The following is a 20259-nucleotide window of genomic DNA, read 5'->3' as shown; positions in this document are numbered from 1 at the left end:
CATCCTCTTTGGTTTCCTGTCCAATAATACCATGTGTGTTCATGCATTGCTATATATGGAAAGTTTAATATGAGAACTCAGGTTGCTCAATCCCGGAAAGCCCAGTAAACTTATAAATAGAAATAGATGCTAAACCGATCTAAAGGTGTAGTAAGGAGTATGTAATAATGACAATGGAATTAATGACAATAGACAGGGCACAAAGTTATCTGCAGAAATATTACGGATATCCAGATTTTCGTGAAGGTCAGAGGAATATCGTATCCAGTCTGCTTTCGAGTAAAGATACCCTTGGAATTATGCCGACAGGTGGAGGTAAATCGATCTGTTACCAGATTCCTGCATTGATGTTGCCAGGACTTACACTAGTCGTATCACCGTTGATTTCTTTAATGAAGGATCAGGTTGATGCATTAACAACAGCAGGAATCTCAGCAGCCTATATCAATAGCACACTTAGTGGTAAGGAAGTTAATGAGCGAATTCGAGCTGCTAGACAGGGAGATTTGAAGCTCTTATATGTTGCACCAGAACGCTTGGAACTGGATTGGTTCCGTGATGAGATGGCGAACCTTCCTCTTTCCTGTGTCGCCGTTGATGAAGCACACTGCGTCTCGCAATGGGGTCATGACTTTCGGACAAGTTATTTGTCTGTCTCTCCCTTTGTGGAGGGATTGCCACAGCGCCCGATTGTAGCTGCATTCACCGCGACAGCGACTCCGGAAGTCATGGATGACATAGTAAAGCTTCTACGCTTAAGGGAGCCTCAGGTATTTGTCACTGGACTTGGACGTGATAATCTGGCTATGTCTGTACTCAGGGGTGAGAATAAGCGTGAGTTTACGATGAACTATACGGCTGAACATGCGCATCAGTCAGGGATTATATACTCTGCTACACGTAAGGATGTAGATGATCTTTATCAGCGGCTACAGGGTGCTGGCATCGCTGCAGGTCGTTATCATGCAGGGATGAGTGATACAGAGCGTGCGAACAATCAAGAAGCTTTTCTATACGATGACATCCGAGTCATGGTAGCTACCAATGCGTTCGGTATGGGGATTGATAAGTCTAATGTTAGATACGTCATTCATTACAACATGCCTAAGAACATGGAAGCATACATCCAGGAGGCTGGACGTGCAGGGCGTGACGGGGAACCGAGTCAATGCATTCTGCTGTTTAGTGCACAGGACATTATGACACAGAAATTCTTGATCGAGCAGAATCAGCAGGATTCTGAGCGTAAGCACAACGATTATCGTAAGCTACAGCAGATGCTGGATTATTGTTATACGAATCGGTGTCTTCGGAGTGAGATGCTGGACTATTTTGGCGAAGTACATGACGGAGCAACTTGTGGCATCTGTAGCTCTTGTACAGATGAGAGGGAACTCGTAGACATGACGGTGAATGCGCAAAAAATATTCTCGTGCATCCATCGTATGCGTGAACGTTTCGGGGTATCTATGGTAGCCTCAGTCCTTAAAGGGTCGCGTAATAAAAAAGTGTTACAGTATGGATTTGATAGCTTATCTACCTATGGAGCCATGTCGAATATGACTGAAAAAGAGATTTCTGAGGTTATCAATGTGATGGCATCGGATGGATACTTGTCTCTATCTGAAGGGCAATATCCCGTTCTAAGACTACAGCCATTGGCGGCAGAAGTGCTTAAGGGCCAGCGTCAAGTGATGCAAAGGGTCGCTAGACCGACACGGACAACAAGTGGCACTACTAGTGGAAGTGGTCGTTCCCGTAGTCGGGATCAATCTCCATCTGCCGTCAATGAAACCATATTCGAGCAGTTGCGACTTGTTCGACGTGAGCTTGCAGGCAAAGAACATGTGCCTTCTTATATTATTTTTAATGATGCTACACTTCGTGAGATGAGTGTGGTATGTCCGCAGTCTGAAAGTGAAATGCTTCATATCAAAGGTGTCGGTGAAGTGAAGTTCCGCAAATACGGGAAACCATTTATGGACTTCTTTCAAGCTCAGGATGCGGGAAACACAGATACTGACTATGAATAAAGAGGGTCGTGAAAGATGAGAGTTGTATTGTCTACTTTAAACGCAAAATATATCCATACATCGCTGGCTATCCGTCTTTTGAAAGCATATAGCGAGAAAGAGTTCGATATTGAACTGGCCGAATATACGATTAAAGATCCTGTGATGAACATTGTCTCCGATCTATATCAGAGAAAGCCTGATGTTATCGGGTTCTCCTGTTATATTTGGAATATCGAAGAGACCATTAGAGTTATCGATATCGTCAAACAGGTCATGCCAGAAGTAATCATTGTCGTAGGAGGACCTGAGGTTTCCTATGATACGGATTATTGGATGGATCGGGTTAAGAACATTGATCATATTGTTATGGGTGATGGGGAGGAAACGTTCCACCATTTGCTACAGACGATTGAAGGGGACCGCAAGTACCATTTTGTATATGGTGCTTCCTATCGCAAAGAGGGAGAAAGTGTTATTAATCCTTCTCGTCCTACGATTGATTTGAATACTCTTCCAACTCCTCACCGTTTCGCAGAGGATATTCCGGACCTTGGTAAACGCATCGTATATTTCGAGACCAGTCGAGGGTGTCCTTTTAATTGTCAATTTTGCCTCTCTAGTATTGAGGTAGGTGTACGATATTACGATATTGAGCACGTTAAGTCTGATCTACTATACTTGATTAGTAATGGTGCTAAAATCATTAAATTCCTAGATCGCACATTTAATATCAATCGTAATTATGCTATGGAAATGTTCGAGTTCCTCATTGAGAATCATGGAGGTTGTGTATTCCAGTTTGAGATTACTGCTGATATTATGCGGCCAGAGGTGTTAGATTATTTGGCTGAGAATGCTCCACCTGGAGTATTTCGTTTTGAGATTGGTGTTCAGTCTACCAATGATCCAACGAATGAATTAGTGAAGCGCCGCCAGAATTTCACGAAATTATCTAGAACAGTGACTACGATCAAGGCTAGTGGTAATATTGATCAACATCTTGATCTCATTGCAGGGTTGCCGGAAGAGGACTACGATACATTCCGCAAAACATTCAATGATGTGTTTGCTATGGAACCGGAAGAATTACAGCTTGGTTTCCTCAAAATGCTCAGAGGGACAGGACTTCGAAACGATGCGGAGAAATATGAATATACGTATATGGAGCATGCGCCTTATGAAATTTTAAGTAGTCATAAGCTCTCTTTTGCAGATATTATTCATCTGAAGCGGCTTGAAGATGTTCTTGAGAAGTATTGGAATGCTCATCGGATGGACCATACGTTGCAGTACTTGATGAAATATGAATTTCCGACGCCTTTTGATTTCTTTCAGGATTTCGGTGATTATTGGGAAGGACAAGGTTGGCAAAAGATTGGTCATCAGCTAGAGGATTTGTTTACTCGTCTGCAGTCATTCCTTGAATATCGCGGTGTTCAGCGTATGGATATTATCTTAGGGCTTATGAAGCTGGATTATTTCATGAATCACAAATACAAGCCACGTAAGATCTGGTGGGATTCAAGGGTATCTAAAGCCGAATGGAACACTTATCTCAAGATGCTGATCGAGCGTCCAAGTGAAGTATCACAGGAATTTGCAGACATGAAGCTTCAAGAACGAGAGCTGCAGAAACATATGGTTGTAGATATTCTTCCTTTTAATTTAGAAGAGGTAATCCAATCGGGGCTTGCAGGTACTGAACTTAGTCCTGCACTCAAAAGTACTGAACTTAACGAAACCGATCAACAAACGTTGTTGATTGTTCTTTACCAACAAGATGAGAGTCAGCGTCCAAGATACTTTACCCGTACTATGGCTTCAAGGGTGATTCAGCCATAGGGATCTTCCCCATCCATTGTCCTACTTTCTGTTAGGACAATAGTAGTCAAAAAGGCTGCACAATCCATTACGGACTGTGCAGCCTTTTTGTTGATGCTGCTGATTGTAGGTTTAAATGATCAACTTTTCACTTGATGCTCTAACCAATCTATAATGTCAGCCGTGACTTCATCTCGATTGATTTCATTCAGCATCTCGTGTCGTCCACCTGGATATAAACGGAACTTCACATTTACAATATCTAACTCACAGTATGTTTGGTGAAGGCGAGATACACCTTTCCCATATAAACCAACAGGATCATCATCGCCCGAGAGGATATAGATCGGTTTGTGTTTAGGAATTCTTTCGTAGGCTGAGGGTTTCTGAATGGCTTGTAACAAGCTGAAGAAATCCCGAAAGAACTCAGCCGTACTGACCTTACCGCAGAAAGGGTCGTTAATATATTTATCCACCTCATTCTCATCACGAGACAACCAGTCAAATGGCGTACGAAATGGAGAGATGCGACGATTATATTGACCAAATATGATGGCATTCATAAGTAAACTATGATGAGATGCACCTTGAACTCTCATGAGAACTTGAGCCAGACTTTTTCCCAGTACTAGGTTACTACGTGGACCATTGCTTCCCGATAGAATATAACCTGAGAATAGCTCACCATGGCATTCCATAATATACTGTGTCAGAAAAGAACCCATACTATGTCCGAACAGGAAATGGGGAATATCCCCATATTTATCTTCTATGACAACTTTAAGATCTAGAATGTCTTGTACCATGCCATTAAATCCATCTACACCACAGTCTCCCAAGCGCTCTACGGTTGAAGCTGTTCTGCCATGGCCACGTTGGTCATGAGCATAGACTGCATAGCCAATCTCAGTAAGTGCGAGAGCTAGCCGTTCATAACGCTTCGCTGTTTCTGCCATCCCATGAACAATCTGAAGAATACCCTTGACTGGTATAGAATTCTCTGGGAGCCATTCGTATACATGAACGTTCATTTGCTGATTATTGATCATTGTAAATGATTGTTGTAGCAAACAATATCTACTCCTTTGGGTGAGAATCAGGCACCTGCTTTAAATAATTACAATTAAGGTAAGTATGAACGAAGCACTGTAGCATTTCCGTCAAGCTCATATTGATCTAAATTAGCAGGAAGAAGGAAGCATTCACCTGCGGTGTAATTTTGTGATCCGCCAGCCCAATTAAGGGTACCACTTCCTTCACAAATAACGAGAATGGTGAAACTCTCAGGCTGAGTCGCCAGCTTCCAATTTCCAGATACAAGCCCTTTCTCAACTACAAAATAAGGTGAGTGTGCGAGTTGAAGCCATTCGCCAGCTTGCGTTATATCCGTCTTCATCATGGTAGCTCCCGATCCTTCAAAGGCAATAACATTTAATGAATCTTCAATGTGAAGATCACGAGGCTTTCCGTCCAATCCTGGACGATTGTAGTCAAATAGGCGATAGGTTGTATCCGAATTCTGTTGAATTTCGGCAACGACGACTCCCGCACATAGGGCGTGGACAGTGCCTGCAGGGATATAGAAGGTATCACCAGTGGAGACAGGAACTTCTCTTAGAGAGTCGAGGACAGTTCCTTGATGTAATGCTTCTGCTAAGCTTTCCTTTGTAACGCCATCATTTAAACCATAAATAATCGTAGCTCCCGGTTTAGCATCTAGAACATACCACATTTCTGTTTTGCCCAATTCACCCTCTGGCAATCCATTATATTCATCTGTAGGATGAACTTGAATAGATAAATCATCGTTACAATCCAATAGTTTAATGAGTAGTGGGAATCGTCCGTTTATTTCGGAAAAGCCTCTAGTTCCAAACCACTCTTTGCCATATTGTTCGCGAATTTGATCAAGTCCTTGCCCTGCAAGCTCACCGTTATTTACAGTAGTTGTGCCGTTTGGATGATCAGCGATCATCCAGCCCTCACCAATGTGTCCTTCAGGAATATCAAGTCCAAATTGCTCTAGAGCACGTCCTCCCCATACTCTTTCTTTAAATTCAGGTTGAAATCTTAACGGGTAAGGATTAGTCATGAATGATCTTCCTCTCGGTATTCTTTTTATTTTTTCTCTAGCGCTATGGCATAGGGTGAATCTGAACGTTGTAATTGCCTATAAATAATAGTTTGTGCTACAGATTGTTCTATATGAGAAGCCCAGGCCGTTACAGCAGCAGCTTCTTGCTCGCCACCCGGATGACCTGGATACAGTACTACAGTAATAATACCACCGGGTTTCAGTAGGGATAGTGCTGTGTCAAGGGCCACGATACTGCTGTCTGTCATCGTAATGATGTGTTTATCTGACGTTCCTGAAGGTAAGTATCCAAGATTGAACATGACAGCAGTGAGATGACCGTGATGCTGAATGGGTATAGTGGTGATCATATCAGCATGACTTTGAGCGAACAATGTGACAGGGGACAGAGGCGTATTGGCATTATGATCTAGTCTTTGTTGAGTGAGAATCAATGCTTCTCGTTGGATATCAAATCCGAACACATGTCCACGAGGTCCAACCGAGCGTGCTAAGAACAGTGTGTCTGTACCCGTTCCAATCGTGGCATCCACCACGATGTCTCCAGAAGCAACCCGCTCTGAGACTAGTTTGTGGGCAAAGCTAAGAACGGAAAGGAAGCCCATATCAATCTTTCCTCCAATACTTTCCTTGCCATGAATTACGGCGTTTTAGTTCATCATCGAAGGCATTTAGAACTTCCCACTTTTTAAGGCTCCACATGGGGCCAATCAGTAGGTCGCGTGGCGCATCGCCTGTTAATCGATGAACGACCATTTCGGGAGGCAAAATCTCTAAAGTATCGACAATTAATTTGACGTACTCATCTTTCTCTAAGAAACGGAGTAGGCCTGCCTCATATTGTTTCACCATAGGTGTTTTGCGCATTAGGTGAAGTAAGTGGATCTTTATACCCTGAACATCCATTTGTGCTACAGCACGTCCAGTATCTAGCATCATCTCATGATCTTCGCCTGGAAGGCCGTAGATGATATGTGTGCAGACACGAATATTGTGTTTGCGTAGTTTAGCTACTGCATCAATATAGCATTGTGTATCGTGAGCACGATTGATAAGCTCGGAGGTAGAATCATGAATGGTCTGAAGTCCCATTTCCACCCATAGGTAGGTTCGCTCGTTCAATTCTGCTAAATATTCGACAACATCATCCGGTAAGCAGTCAGGTCTTGTCGCGATGGACAAACCGACTACACCAGGCTGTTCCAGAATAACTTCAAAGTATTCTCTTAACTGTTCTACAGGAGCATAAGTGTTTGTATAAGCTTGGAAATAGCCAATATACTGAGCATTAGGCCACTTTAAATGTTGCTTATCACGAATGGTGTTAAATTGGGTCACGAGGTCGTCGCGTCGACTACCTGCGAAATCGCCTGATCCTCGAGCACTACAGAAAGTACATCCGCCTTTAGAAGTGGAACCGTCGCGATTGGGACAAGTAAATCCAGCATCAAGCATGACCTTAAAGACTTTATCATTAAATTGTTGGTGCATTTCGTAATTCCAAGTATGAAATTTTTTATCATTCCACAGAAGTGGGGTAGGAACAGCTGAATAATTCATGAGGACTCCTTCTTGAAGCACTTTGTCTAAAATATATACACATCATCCATTGTAACAAAAAAAAGGATAAAAGTTAATGTTGGAACTGTGGAATAAAAGGCTTAAATAAGCAGATATGCTCCTTGATACAACTTACATTTTATGTTATATTTTTATTAGATTAAAACAGCATCTTAGAGGGTATAATAATATAAGAATTCAAATTTCATGGCGTCATGGAACACAATAATACCGTGAGGTGATATTCATGAATTCAATAGCTCAATTAGAAGGTAAGAACATCTCGGTACAACTTACACCAGATGAAGCACTTGCGTTAACGGGTGTAGGATTTAATGGAAACCATGAAGTGAAGGCGACTGCCCGGCGTAAGATTCGCATTGCATTTGAGAAGACATTCGAATTCGAGCATGCCAACTCACCAGACTGTGAATAATCAAATTGTTGGACCCCAATTCCAAATATAAATGTAGGAAACGGAATTCTATAATCTCCTGATTAAGGGGAATTGGAATTCTTTTTTCTTTGGTCATATATCATATTACGCTTTACATTTGTCGATAAGTTCGGCACAATATTGCAATAAGTGACTATTTAACCTTACGGGATGATTCCCTTATAGAAATGAAAGTGGAGGTATGACATGCGTTTACGTGGAAGAAAAGGAATCCGGGAAAGCCTGGAGGAACAGAAAGAACTAGTTATTTTGGATCCTCGAAAGCATAAAGGGAAATGGGCGGCTTTATTTGGGAATGACAATCCAATTCATGTTGAATTCGGAATGGGCAAAGGTCAATTTATTAGTGGAATGAGTTATAATAACCCAGATATTAATTTCATAGGAATCGACATGTACGATGAATTAGTTCGCCGTGCCAGCGAGAAAGCGATTGCGGCTTGGTCTGAACGTCAAATAGAGCTTCCTCCCAATCTTCGATTGGCTTTGGCTAATGTTGAATATGCTGAAGAAGTATTCACCCCAGGTGAACTTGAACGTGTATATCTTAATTTTAGTGATCCTTGGCCTAAAAGTAAGCATGCAAGACGTCGCCTAACTCACCCTCGTTTTTTAGAGAAATATGTATCATTTCTGAATCCTAACGGTGAAATCCATCTTAAAACAGACTCCGAGACGTTATTTGAATTCTCATTAAATTCGTTTGCTGATTATGGTCTTCAGATGAACAACATCTCATTGAATCTTCACAGAGAAGGTATTCAGGAATGGAATGTGATGACAGAATATGAATCCAAGTTCGTAGGTAAGGGGATGCAAATTCATCGATGCGAAGTGATTGTGGGTGAGGTTGCATTGCAACGGTATCATGAGGGGAAGATGCACAAGTATCGTCTCAATGAGAATAAACCAGCTTTGATTGAATCTGAGGTTGTTAATGAAGTAGTGAATTGATCTCAAAAACCATAAAACAAGGTGCCCTCTTTTTTATTAGGAGGGCACCTTGTTTAATTCAAGCATATCAATAATGCTTTGAGCACTTTGCATAGGATGGTACTTGGCAATTTGTTCTAGATGTTCATTACGACGGGACTTGATCTGATCATATTCATGAATGAGTTTATTCATCCACTTGATAATAATCTCAGGGGAGGTGATAGGTTCACCAAATCCCTGTGCAGTAAGATACTGACTGTTCTCCTCTTCCTGTCCGGGCAGAGGGTGGTGGAACAGCATGGGTATGCCCTTGGCTAATCCTTCCGAACAAGTCATACCCCCTGGCTTTGTAATCAGCATATCGGAAATTTCCATAAGTTTATCAACTTCACGAGTGAATCCAAGTAAATGGATATTTGGATGTTTATATTGTTGGATATTTTCCATTTGGCTACGGATCTTATCATTGTTTCCAAGACAAAAAATAATTTGAATGTCATCGGCCCACCTTATTAGGGTGTTATTAATGATGTCATCACTGATGATTCCCCAGCCGCCAGCCATGACTAGTACTGTAGGCATATCGAGTAGCTTAAATTCTTCCCGAATATGTTCTTTACTGGGGTGCTCCCAAAAATTGGGGTGTACTGGAATGCCTGTCACCTGAATATTCAACAAAGGTACGCCACGGCTCATAAGTTTATATTTCACTTCAGGTGTAGAGACTAGGAACTGATCAACTTCAGGACTGATCCATGTACCATGCGCATCATAATCAGTAATAACCGTACATAAGGGCACATTAATACCAAGCCTCTTTAACCGAGAAATGACTGCACTAGGGATGGGGTGGGTACAGACAATGATATCTGGCCGTAGCTGATTCACAATATTTTTGGTATGTGTGTAAAAGATACGATGTAGTGCTAAAGTAGTAAACTTATTGAGTGATTTTTTATATTGGTGTCTATACATCATTCCGATAAGACGGGGTTGCGAAATGATCGTTTTTTTATAGGCCGTTATAATTAAAGGAGCAACTCTTGGATTTAGGAAGCTACCGAGCTCAAGCACCTTTGTCTGAATATCCGGCGAAAGTTTACGTAAACTGCTGGAGAGAGCATAGGCAGCTTGGGTATGCCCTGCACCAAAACCTTCAGACAATAATAAAACTCTTTTTTTCGTCACTTTTCTTTCACCTATTCCTACAAGGGTTTTCATAATCTTACCATATCGACTTTAGGTCCATATTGCAACAGTCATAGTCGCTACAGAACTTCCAATGGCCATACCTGCAAGAACATCCGAAGGGTAGTGCAATCCTAGATATATCCGTGAGAACCCAACTAATAAACTGAGGCTACAAAAGAATGCTGCGAAATTTGGAAATGACAGCATGAAAGGAAGCGCAGTGGCAAAAGCCGCTGTAGTATGACCAGATGGAAAAGAATAATCACTTAAAGGATTGCGAAATGTTCTACTATCGGGTAAGGCAATATATGGCCTAACACGTGGATATATTTTCTTGGCTATGGCTACAGGAATGTGGCTGACTGCAAGTGCAACTGCGGCTTGCGAGCCGGCCGTACTCCAGGGAATAGGAGAGAATATCCAAGTCAACAGACTAAGACTAATCGTAAAGAATGCTCCGCCCATGAAGGTGAGATGGTATAACCAAAAATTAAGAAAGCGGTTATGAAGCCGTCCGTTGATCCATTGGAATAACTGTCGGTCCCATAATTGAAGTCTCAAGAATAAACGTTTCATGCCATTCCTCCGCTATTGCCTGAACGTATCAAGATTGCGTCCGGTAGTGGGCTACAGTACTTATTAATCTTTACATACATCATCCATTTTATCATAGTTATAATTGAAATTAATTTCAATTTAGACACTAAATCGGATATAGGGAGAATGCTGGTTCTTTGACTTTCACCCTATTTAACACGTACAATGGTTCAAATGCAAACGATTCAGTTTAAATTATAGGATAGAATCAAAATCCATTGTTTATTTCGTATGTTTTATATAGATAATACTATTTAGAATAGTAAATTTAAAATAAGGGGGGACTTTAGAAATAAAAAGGTAGCAAAGTGATGAAAATAAGAACTAGGTCTCACGATTTGGAGGCTGAAAGCTTACAGGAGCTGTAGAACCCAATTATTATTCGTTTTTTTGACTTAGATGGCGCTATAGGGATTTTGACAAAAACGTCAAAAACATACAGAATCAAATATGGCATTTAAATTCACATGTTTAAAAAGGGTCATAAGGGAAAGAGTGCAGAAAGAACAAAAGAAAAACTAGAGATAGAAATTAAGATGTAAAAGGGTTGAAAAAGGGGGTATAGAGAATTATGATGGACGCCTTGTTTATCGCGCTCCAACTTGTCTTGGCCGTGGTTGGTGTGTACCAATTCGTGTTCTCTCTATTTGGTATGTACAGGAAGAAAAAGAAAGATCATTTTCCTGCTACCAAATCATTTGCCGTGTTGGTTGCGGCGCATAATGAAGAACAGGTTGTTGGGGCTCTAATAGAGAATTTGAAAAATTTAGATTACCCGAAAGAATTATACGATGTATTCGTAATTTGCGATAATTGCACAGATACCACTGCAGATATTGTACGTCAGCATGGTGTTCAAGCTTGTGTCCGTACGAATACTAATCTTCGAGGTAAAGGTTATGCGATTGAATGGATGTTGAAAGAACTATGGAATATGCCTCGTCAATATGATGCAGTTGTCATGTTTGATGCAGATAATTTAGCTGCTCCGAATTTCTTGAGTGAAATGAATGATGATCTGAACGGTGGAGCACGTGTCATTCAGGGTTACATTGATACGAAGAATCCTGAGGATTCGTGGATTACAGCTGCCTATGGTATTTCTTATTGGTACATTAATCGGTTATGGCAGCTTTCTCGTCATAATATGAATATGGCCAATTTCTTAGGAGGCACAGGAATGTGTTTCGAGACTATGATGCTGAAAGAAATGGGTTGGGGGGCAACGAGCCTCGTTGAAGATTTAGAATTTACGATGCGCAGTGTACAAAGAGGGATTTATCCAAAATTCAATTACGATGCCAAAGTATTTGATGAGAAGCCTTTAACATTCAAAGCTTCCTCTAGACAACGCCTTCGTTGGATGCAAGGTCACTTTACCGTGGCACGTCGATATTTCTTTCCGTTACTATGGCAAAGTATTAAAGAACGGAGCCTTGTTAAGTTTGACTTAGCGCTTTACGGCGTAAATGTATACATCGTGTTGCTAACGTTCCTTATGACAGCAATTATGGGTGTAGACGCAGTTTTGTTTAATGGACCTAACATTGCTAATCTATACGGGTATTTACCTTTATGGTTAAGTTTTGTAGCAGTGGGAGCTAATGTTCTTACGTTCTTGGCGGCCATGGCTCTAGAAAAGATTACCTTCAAGAAGGTGTATGCTTATCTAATCCTGTTCCCAATATATTTGTTATCTTGGTATCCAATCACGTTCTACGCCTTCTTCACACAGAACAACAAACAATGGAGCCATACGGAGCATACGCGCGTGGTAAGATTAGAAGAGGTTCAAAGCAAACAAGTTTAAAACTTTATTGAGAAAAGAATTGACAATCAATAGGCTGTGTGATATATTATTTCAGTACGTTAAAAGAATATTTGGATTTAAGCAGAAGCACCGGCTTCTCACCTGACCGATTAACATCGGCTGGTATTTGATCCAATGATTTATGAATGTAATATTTCATGAACTATTGATCAATATGGGATGCTGGTAGATTGAACCAGCATCCCTTTATTTTGTTTTCACAATAAACTATAGATGAAGAAAGAATCTGGAGGTGGACGGTTATCAGTAAGGAACATATGATCAATGACGAAATTCGGGCCAAAGAGGTCCGCTTGGTAGGCGCAGAAGGAGAACAAATCGGTATTACACCGATACGTGAAGCACTGCAGATGGCAACGGATCTTAATCTCGATTTGGTGAATATGGCGCCTCAGGCTAAACCGCCGGTATGTCGTATCATGGATTACGGTAAGTTCCGCTATGAACAACAGAAGAAAGAGAAAGAAGCTCGTAAGAACCAGAAAATTGTGGATATCAAAGAAGTATGGTTCAGAGCTAACATTGATGAACACGATTATCAAACTAAGCTACGCAATGTTGTTAAATTCTTAAAAGAAGGCGACAAAGTGAAATGCTCTGTGAGATTCCGTGGTCGCGAAATTGCACATGCAAGCATAGGCCAGAAAATTCTGGAACGTGTGAAGGAAGAAGTTGCTGAGTATTCCGTAGTTGAGCGTTTTCCTAAGCTCGAGGGTCGCAGCATGATTATGATTTTGGCTTCTAAGCCACAATAATCCCGAGGAGGAAATATAATGCCTAAAATGAAAACACATAGCAGCCTTAAAGGTCGCTTCAAGATTACCGGAACTGGTAAAGTAATGCGTTACAAAGCTTTCAAAAACCATCTTTTGTCTCATAAATCCAAACGTCAAAAACGTGTACTTGGTACAAACCCAGTCATGGCTCCAGGAGATGTAAAACGTTTGAAACAAGGTTTATCTAACTTAAAATAATTAACAACACTTATTGGGAGGTTTACGAATATGGCAAGAGTAAAAGGCGGATTTGTAGTTCGTCGTAGACATAAGAAAGTATTGAAACTCGCTAAAGGTTATTTTGGATCCAAACACCGTATTTTTAAAACAGCAAATGAACAAGTGATGAAATCATTGGTATACGCATACCGTGACCGTCGTCAGAACAAACGTAACTTCCGTAGATTATGGATCGTTCGTATCAATGCGGCAGCTCGTTTGAATGGCTTGTCTTATAGCAAAATGATGCATGGTTTGAAATTGGCTGGTATCGACGTTAACCGTAAGATGCTTGCTGATTTGGCAGTACATGATCTTCCTGCTTTCAACTCTATTGCTTCAGCAGCTAAAGAAAAAATTAACGCGTAATTATATAATTCTAAAAACCGCCATAATCGGCGGTTTTTTTACTGAGAAGAATAAAACATTCCAAAACCAGCATACGATGTCAATTTTAGTAACGCGAAATTAACGACAAATGTTACCTTGTGGACAATTAAGCGCTTACAAGGTGAGTTTAGTTAAAAAATATGTTATATTAATTTACGTTTAGACTAGATTTTATGGGTAGTAAATTGTATAATTTTCATGTTGATAAGAATGTTGTATACTAAGGACTCAATTCTTAAGGGGGAATAATGATGAAAAAATTATTTAATTTATCACTGGTCATGGTATTAGCATTGTCAGTAGTTCTTGCTGGCTGTGGTAAGAATGAAGAAAAGACAACAACAGAGGGCAGTGGAACGACTGGAGAGACCACAAAAGTTGTTAAACTAGGAATGGTAACAGACGTAGGTGGAGTGAACGACAAATCGTTCAACCAATCTGCGTGGGAAGCTCTTCAAGCTTTGAAGACAGAAGGTACAGCAGAAGTACAATATCTACAAAGTAAATCACCTGACAATTATATCCCAAACCTTAACAAATTTGTTAAGGATTCATATGATCTTACTTGGGGAATTGGATTTGACCTTGGTGATGCAGTGAAAGAAGTAGCTGATAAGAACCCGGATGCTAAACTTGCCATTATTGATGGTGTTGTTGATGCACCTAACGTGAAATCTGTTACTTTTGCTGAACATGAAGGATCCTTCTTAGTTGGTGTTGTTGCAGGTTTAATGACTACCTCTGACAAAATTGGTTTCGTTGGCGGATCAAAGATTCCGGTAATAGTTCGTTTCGCGGCTGGATTCGAAGCTGGCGTAAAAGCTGTTAATCCAGATGCTAAAGTGACCATTAACTATACAGGTGCTTTTGATAAGCCTGATCAAGGTAAAGCTGCAGCTGCAACCATGTATAATGATGGTGTAGATATTATTTTCCACGCTGCTGGAGCAACAGGTACGGGTGTATTTAACGAAGCTACTGCGCGTGTTAAAGCAGGAGAAAAAGTATGGGTTATTGGTGTAGATAAAGACCAATCCATAGAGTTTGGTGATGAAGTTACATTAACATCTATGGTTAAACGTGTAGACCAAGCGGTGAAGAAAGTATCTCAAGAAGTCATTGATGGTACATTTAAAGGTGGTATTGAAACACTTACTCTTAAAGACGATGGTGTAGGTATTGCAGATACATCATCGAAGAATGTTCCTGCTGATATCCTAGCTAAAGTAGAAGAATATAAAGCTAAGATTGTTAGCGGTGAAATTATTGTACCTGATGGAGAAGAAGAAGAAAAAAAATAAGCATTAAATCATCTTGATTTGAAGCTTTACTGTAGAGCTCTAATAGTATTTCAGGACAAGGCTGGTTGTTATGACTGGCCTTGTTCTTACGTGTCAGCCGATAAATGAAAATAAGGAATAAGGGTGATCTCATGGATGCAGCAACCCCTGTCGTTGAGTTAAAGCAAATTACAAAACGCTTTCCAGGCATCATTGCCAACGACTCCATTAGCTTAAAGTTGCAAAAGGGAGAGATCCACGCTCTCCTAGGAGAAAATGGTGCAGGTAAGTCCACATTAATGAATATTTTGTTTGGACTGTACCAGCCTGATGAAGGTACTATTGAACTAAATGGTGAGACTGTAGTTATTGATAGTCCCAATAAGGCAATTACTTTAGGAATTGGGATGGTGCATCAGCATTTCAAGCTAGTACAACCCTTCACAGTCACTGAGAATATTATTCTTGGTAAAGAGCCAAAGAAGCTTGGCATCCATGTTGATTATAAAACAGCAGTGGCCAAGATTAAAAGTCTCTCGGATCAGTACGGGTTGAAAGTGAATCCGAACGCAAAGATTCAAGATATTTCTGTAGGTATGCAACAACGTGTAGAAATATTAAAGACGCTTTATCGGGGTGCAGACATTCTCATTTTTGATGAGCCTACTGCTGTATTAACACCACAGGAAATTACTGAATTAATGAACATTATGAGACGTTTGGTAGAAGAGGGTAAATCAATTATTCTGATTACTCATAAGTTGAAAGAGATTATGCAGATCTCTGATACAGTGACTATTATCCGACGCGGCAAGGTGATCAATTCAGTAAAGACTGAGGATACAAATCCTAACACACTTGCGGAAATGATGGTCGGCCGTAGTGTTTCATTTAAGGTAGACAAGAAGCCTGCTTCTCCTGGTGAAGCTGTACTTAGAGTGCAAGATTTGAAGATGAAGAGCAAAGATAACCTTTCTGTTCTAAATGGTCTTACTATGGAAGTCAAGGCAGGAGAAATATTGGGTATTGCTGGTGTTGATGGCAATGGTCAAAGCGAATTAATTGAAGCCTTAACAGGACTCAGAAAAGTAGACAGTGGAACAGTCACAATGATGGACACTGACATTACGAATTGGAAGCCGCGTCAGATTACTGAGAGTGGTGTCTCACATATTCCTGAAGACCGACATAAACATGGACTCGTCCTTGATTTTTCTGTGGGCGACAATATGGTGCTAGAAACTTATTATAAGGCCCCTTACAATAAAAGCGGTTTTCTAAATCAGCATGCGATTACAGAACAGGCTGAACGTTTGATTAAACGGTTTGATGTAAGAACACCTAGTACGGAAACAAAAGCTAGGTCCTTATCTGGAGGGAATCAACAAAAAGCGATTATAGCCCGGGAAATAGATAAGAATCCAGAATTGCTTATTGCTGCTCAGCCTACGCGTGGCTTGGACGTAGGTGCTATTGAATTTGTACAGCAACAACTCATATCTCAACGTGATCAAGGTAAAGCTGTACTGCTCATATCTTTTGAACTAGATGAAATTATGAATGTATCGGATCGAATATTAGTGATCTATGAAGGTCGAATTGTCGGAGAAGTATTTCCTGAAGAAACCAATGATCAGCAACTAGGTTTAATGATGTCTGGTAGCACGGCGTCAGGAGGTAAGGGATATGAATAAAATACTCAAAATTTTCACCTTAGATAGCCTGATTATTCCTATTGTTGCTGTAATATTTGGCCTTATTGTCGGTGCTCTAATTATGCTATTGGGTGGTTATGATCCCATCGTAGCTTATAGTTCATTGTTATCATCTGTTTTTGGAAGTAGCTATGATTTTGGAGAGACCATTCGTGAGATTACACCGCTAGTTATGACAGGTCTTGCCGTTGGTTTTGCTGCTCGTGCAGGTCTATTCAATATTGGTGCAGAGGGTCAATATATCATAGGAATGACTGCTGCTTCTTTTGTCGGCATTAAAGTTACAGGTCTTCCAACCCTAATTCATGCTCCGCTTGCTATCATCGTAGGGGGTATATGTGGAGGATTATGGGCAGGCATTGCTGGTTATTTAAAGGCCAAGCGTGGTGTGAATGAGGTTATAGTCTGCATTATGTTAAACTGGACAGCGTTGTATTTAGGAAATTATATGGTAAATAATTTCATGCTCCTTAAAGGTCAACAAAGATCGATGGAGATTCAACCTACAGCATCTATTTCTATGGATTGGCTGTCCGTCATGTTTAGTGATGCTCGTATGCACTTGGGAACAGGGATTGCAGTATTAGCTGCAGTATTCTTTTATGTGTATATGTGGAAGAGTAAACAAGGTTTTGAGCTTAGAGCGGTTGGACAGAATCCACATGCTGCAGAATATGCAGGGATGAATGTAAGTGGAAATATTGTCAAAGCTATGTTTGTTAGTGGTGTTTTTGCAGGTCTTGGAGGAGCGTTTCAGGTCTTGGGAGTTTTCCATTACCAAACCATTATGTCAGGAAGTCCAGGAGTTGGATTTGATGGAATAGCGGTATCTCTAATTGGGATGAGTCATCCCTTCGGTATATTACTCGGAGCTGGTTTGTTTGGAACATTAACTTATGGTTCTGACGGCATGAGTTTCGGTGCGGATGTACCTCCAGAGCTTATCCGAATTGTGATAGGTTCCATCATATTCTTTATTGCCGCACAAGGTATTGTGCGCTGGGTACTTAAACCTATCTATCTCAAACGCAAGAAAGAGAAGGTGTTGTAAATGGATTGGATAACAACGCTCGGCCAATTGATCAACACGGCACTCGTTTTCTCGACTGCGCTTATCTTTGCGTCTATGGGAGGGGTTTTCTCGGAACGTTCCGGTGTTGTTAATATCGGAATCGAGGGATTAATGACCTTTGGGGCTTTTGCGGCCGCTGTAGCCACTTATTATGCTGAAGGGGCAGGCATGGGTCCCGCCTCTCCCTATATTGGTCTGTTAGCAGCTATAGTCTTAGGGATTATTGCTTCTCTAATCCATGCAGTAGCGTCTATAACATTCAAAGCTAATCAAGTAGTCAGTGGGGTAGTTATTAACTTTCTAGCCGCAGGGAGTACTCTCTACATGGTTAGACTTCTGTTCAACGGCGAGGGAGAGACAACGCGTCTGACGGAAGTATTTGTTAAAACAGATTTCTTTGGACTGTCTAAAATACCATTAATTGGTGAAATTTTCTTTCATCATTATCCAACGACTTATATTGCGGTTGCAGTTGTAATCATTTCTTATTACGTACTATTCAAAACCCCGTTCGGTATGCGTTTGCGTGCAGTAGGTGAGCACCCAAGTGCTGCAGATACTGTAGGAGTTAAGGTGAATCGGATGCGTTATATCGGCGTTATGATGAGCGGTGCATTAGCGGCTTTAGGTGGGGCGACAGTAACGTTAACGACGACAAGTGTCTTTACCCATAATACGATTTCGGGTCAAGGGTTTATTGCCATAGCCGCCGTTATTTTTGGGAAATGGAATCCCATAGGTGCTTTCGGTGCGGCTGTATTTTTTGGATTTTCTCAGGCGATCGGCAATTATGTTCGTCTGTTCGAATGGTCTCAAAATGTTCCACAAGAGTTTATCTACATGCTACCGTATGTGTTAACTATTATTGTGCTTGTTGCAGCAGTAGGAAGATCCTCTGCTCCGTCTGCGTTAGGTGAACCTTACGATCCGGGCAAACGATAAAGATTGCAATGTAGAAAAGAATAAATATATTTATAGTTTTTAAGCTACATTCCTATCAAGGGATGTGGTTTTTTTTGTGTGAATGATCATTTGAATCTATAAATCATATTTGTGTAGTTCGGCTACTTAAGGGCTATGGAACAAGCGGTTCAAGATTTACTGGAATAGACTGTGATGAAACGGACGAGAGGAGGGATTACATGAAAGGTCATGTGAGTAAGGCAGAAGCGCAGAAATGGTTAGGGAAAAATATTGTGGCCACTAGGAAAAATGGTAGCATGGTTACGGGTAGGTTGGTGCGTATATCGGGGAATCGTCTTATTCTGCAGCGAAGCGTTGGAAAGAAGGTACAGACTAAAGCAATCATCCCACTAGTCTTATTCGATTTATTAGCAGTCGGTACAGCGCCGTTTGTTGGTGCTGGTTATGGATATGGATATGGTGCTCCTTATGCAGGGCCAGGACCAATAGGACCAGTAGGACCAGGGCCGGGATATGGTGGATACGCAGGGTATAATAGCGGAGGACATAATCCGTTTTTCTTCTAAATGAATGATTACAGGAATTTCTCGAGTTCATAGGATTGACTACTGCTGTGTAGGCGGATTGTAGAATAGCCTAACTTAGAATAAAAGGCGAGCCCGCTTGAATTAACTGTATCCACCATTAGTTTGGATCGTTTGCATCCGCGGGAATTCGCAAAGCGTTCTGCATGAACCATAAGTAAATTTCCCCAACGTTTACGCTTCGCGGCGGGTGCAACGGCCAACATATCAATGTATAATAAATCGCCATGTAACATGAAATGGACGAAACCTAAGGCATCTGCTTCATAGTAAGGGGAGGCCACTAAAGTGACACCTTGACTCAATCTTTTTGGTAGTTCTTTTTTTGTCTCATCAAGTTGTTTGGGAGTCATACTTGATAGAGGGACAAGCTCTGTTTCAATTAAATGCATAATGACAGCATCATCCTGTTTAGGTCTTCGATAGCGGATCATACCGTTGTTCCTCCTTTCTTAAACAAACGACTTTTTGAACTCTCACCTGCAGATAAATTCAATCCATCATATGTATGAAAAGGTAAACTGTGTGCTAATATTTCAGCAGAAACGAAGCATATTAGAGTGAGTTTATTTTTTATTAAAAATATGGGTATTGACTATAGTGGTCGATGAATCATATAATGTTTGTAACATTTTAACGAGAATATATGCATCGGCAATGAAGAGGAAGAAGTTTAAAGGGCTCTTTTGTTCAGAGAGTGTGAGGATTTGCTGCAACCTCCACCAAAATCCCTTTTATACGAGCTCACCTCGGAGCTGTTCTCCTGAAAGGCAATCATGTTTATTAGGGAGAATCG

20 protein-coding genes are annotated in these 20259 nt (G+C 40.9%); 13 read left to right on the top strand and 7 right to left on the bottom strand.

Annotated features, from left to right (window positions below; translation table 11 throughout):
- The first annotated feature begins 167 nt into the window (after positions 1 to 167).
- Positions 168 to 2033: a DNA helicase RecQ gene (gene recQ / locus J2T13_RS06015; RefSeq protein WP_429369296.1), complete on the top strand. Its 1866-nt coding sequence runs from the start codon at positions 168 to 170 to the stop codon at positions 2031 to 2033.
- A gap of 15 nt (positions 2034 to 2048) precedes the next feature.
- On the top strand, positions 2049 to 3857 hold the full coding sequence (locus J2T13_RS06010) for a B12-binding domain-containing radical SAM protein (RefSeq protein WP_429369294.1): 1809 nt from the start codon (positions 2049 to 2051) through the stop codon (positions 3855 to 3857).
- Between the two features lie 119 nt (positions 3858 to 3976).
- Here J2T13_RS06010 and J2T13_RS06005 read toward each other — a convergent pair whose 3' ends face one another.
- From J2T13_RS06005 to J2T13_RS05990, 4 genes are read right to left on the bottom strand one after another with little or no spacing between them, the layout of a single operon-like run.
- Positions 3977 to 4906: an alpha/beta fold hydrolase gene (locus J2T13_RS06005; RefSeq protein ID WP_429369292.1), complete on the bottom strand. Its 930-nt coding sequence runs from the start codon at positions 4904 to 4906 to the stop codon at positions 3977 to 3979.
- A 53-nt stretch (positions 4907 to 4959) separates the two neighbouring features.
- On the bottom strand, positions 4960 to 5928 hold the full coding sequence (locus tag J2T13_RS06000; protein WP_429369290.1) for a type I phosphomannose isomerase catalytic subunit: 969 nt from the start codon (positions 5926 to 5928) through the stop codon (positions 4960 to 4962).
- A 26-nt stretch (positions 5929 to 5954) separates the two neighbouring features.
- Positions 5955 to 6536, bottom strand: coding sequence for a class I SAM-dependent methyltransferase (locus J2T13_RS05995; RefSeq protein WP_429369288.1), 582 nt, complete (start codon positions 6534 to 6536; stop codon positions 5955 to 5957).
- Between the two features lies 1 nt (position 6537).
- Positions 6538 to 7491, bottom strand: coding sequence for a TIGR01212 family radical SAM protein (locus J2T13_RS05990; protein WP_429369286.1), 954 nt, complete (start codon positions 7489 to 7491; stop codon positions 6538 to 6540).
- A 247-nt stretch (positions 7492 to 7738) separates the two neighbouring features.
- Here J2T13_RS05990 and J2T13_RS05985 point away from each other — a divergent pair, with 247 nt between their 5' ends.
- Together J2T13_RS05985 and trmB are read left to right on the top strand one after the other, a co-directional pair.
- Entirely contained in the window at positions 7739 to 7927 is a 189-nt protein-coding gene (locus tag J2T13_RS05985; RefSeq protein WP_429369284.1) for a hypothetical protein, read from the top strand.
- A gap of 207 nt (positions 7928 to 8134) precedes the next feature.
- Positions 8135 to 8902, top strand: coding sequence for a tRNA (guanosine(46)-N7)-methyltransferase TrmB (gene trmB / locus J2T13_RS05980; RefSeq protein WP_429369282.1), 768 nt, complete (start codon positions 8135 to 8137; stop codon positions 8900 to 8902).
- A 36-nt stretch (positions 8903 to 8938) separates the two neighbouring features.
- Here the strand turns inward: trmB and J2T13_RS05975 are convergent, their stop codons facing one another.
- Positions 8939 to 10072 (bottom strand): MGDG synthase family glycosyltransferase, encoded by a 1134-nt coding sequence (locus J2T13_RS05975; protein WP_429369280.1) that lies wholly within the window; start codon positions 10070 to 10072, stop codon positions 8939 to 8941.
- Positions 10073 to 10123: 51 nt separating this feature from the next.
- Complete coding sequence (locus J2T13_RS05970; protein WP_429369278.1) at positions 10124 to 10651, bottom strand: phosphatase PAP2 family protein; 528 nt, start codon at positions 10649 to 10651, stop codon at positions 10124 to 10126.
- A gap of 592 nt (positions 10652 to 11243) precedes the next feature.
- On the opposite strand from J2T13_RS05970, the gene J2T13_RS05965 reads away from it, so the two are divergent.
- The 9 genes from J2T13_RS05965 to J2T13_RS05925 all read left to right on the top strand — a co-directional run bounded on the left by J2T13_RS05965 (position 11244) and on the right by J2T13_RS05925 (position 19445).
- Entirely contained in the window at positions 11244 to 12482 is a 1239-nt protein-coding gene (locus J2T13_RS05965) for a glycosyltransferase family 2 protein (protein WP_429369276.1), read from the top strand.
- 278 nt (positions 12483 to 12760) lie between these two features.
- Positions 12761 to 13258 (top strand): translation initiation factor IF-3, encoded by a 498-nt coding sequence (infC, locus tag J2T13_RS05960; RefSeq protein ID WP_429369274.1) that lies wholly within the window; start codon positions 12761 to 12763, stop codon positions 13256 to 13258.
- 18 nt (positions 13259 to 13276) lie between these two features.
- Positions 13277 to 13477 (top strand): 50S ribosomal protein L35, encoded by a 201-nt coding sequence (rpmI, locus tag J2T13_RS05955; protein ID WP_044878148.1) that lies wholly within the window; start codon positions 13277 to 13279, stop codon positions 13475 to 13477.
- Positions 13478 to 13507: 30 nt separating this feature from the next.
- Positions 13508 to 13867 (top strand): 50S ribosomal protein L20, encoded by a 360-nt coding sequence (gene rplT, locus J2T13_RS05950; RefSeq protein WP_429369272.1) that lies wholly within the window; start codon positions 13508 to 13510, stop codon positions 13865 to 13867.
- Positions 13868 to 14139: 272 nt separating this feature from the next.
- Positions 14140 to 15189, top strand: coding sequence for a BMP family lipoprotein (locus tag J2T13_RS05945; protein ID WP_429369447.1), 1050 nt, complete (start codon positions 14140 to 14142; stop codon positions 15187 to 15189).
- Between the two features lie 131 nt (positions 15190 to 15320).
- Positions 15321 to 16862 (top strand): ABC transporter ATP-binding protein, encoded by a 1542-nt coding sequence (locus J2T13_RS05940; protein ID WP_429369445.1) that lies wholly within the window; start codon positions 15321 to 15323, stop codon positions 16860 to 16862.
- On the top strand, positions 16855 to 17934 hold the full coding sequence (locus tag J2T13_RS05935) for an ABC transporter permease (RefSeq protein WP_429369270.1): 1080 nt from the start codon (positions 16855 to 16857) through the stop codon (positions 17932 to 17934). Before J2T13_RS05940 ends, J2T13_RS05935 begins: the two co-directional genes overlap by 8 nt.
- Positions 17935 to 18897, top strand: coding sequence for an ABC transporter permease (locus tag J2T13_RS05930; RefSeq protein WP_429369268.1), 963 nt, complete (start codon positions 17935 to 17937; stop codon positions 18895 to 18897).
- Positions 18898 to 19097: 200 nt separating this feature from the next.
- Positions 19098 to 19445: a hypothetical protein gene (locus J2T13_RS05925; protein WP_429369266.1), complete on the top strand. Its 348-nt coding sequence runs from the start codon at positions 19098 to 19100 to the stop codon at positions 19443 to 19445.
- Positions 19446 to 19453: 8 nt separating this feature from the next.
- Here the strand turns inward: J2T13_RS05925 and J2T13_RS05920 are convergent, their stop codons facing one another.
- Positions 19454 to 19897 carry a GNAT family N-acetyltransferase gene (locus J2T13_RS05920; RefSeq protein WP_429369264.1) on the bottom strand — a complete coding sequence of 148 codons (444 nt, stop codon included), beginning with the start codon at positions 19895 to 19897 and terminating at the stop codon, positions 19454 to 19456.
- Positions 19898 to 20259 lie beyond the last annotated feature (362 nt).

This window comes from Paenibacillus sp. DS2015, assembly GCF_050433705.1.
GTDB lineage: Bacteria > Bacillota > Bacilli > Paenibacillales > Paenibacillaceae > Paenibacillus_AQ.
Note: the sequence above shows the minus strand (reverse complement) of the source record. Positions and strands in the feature narration are given on the sequence as shown.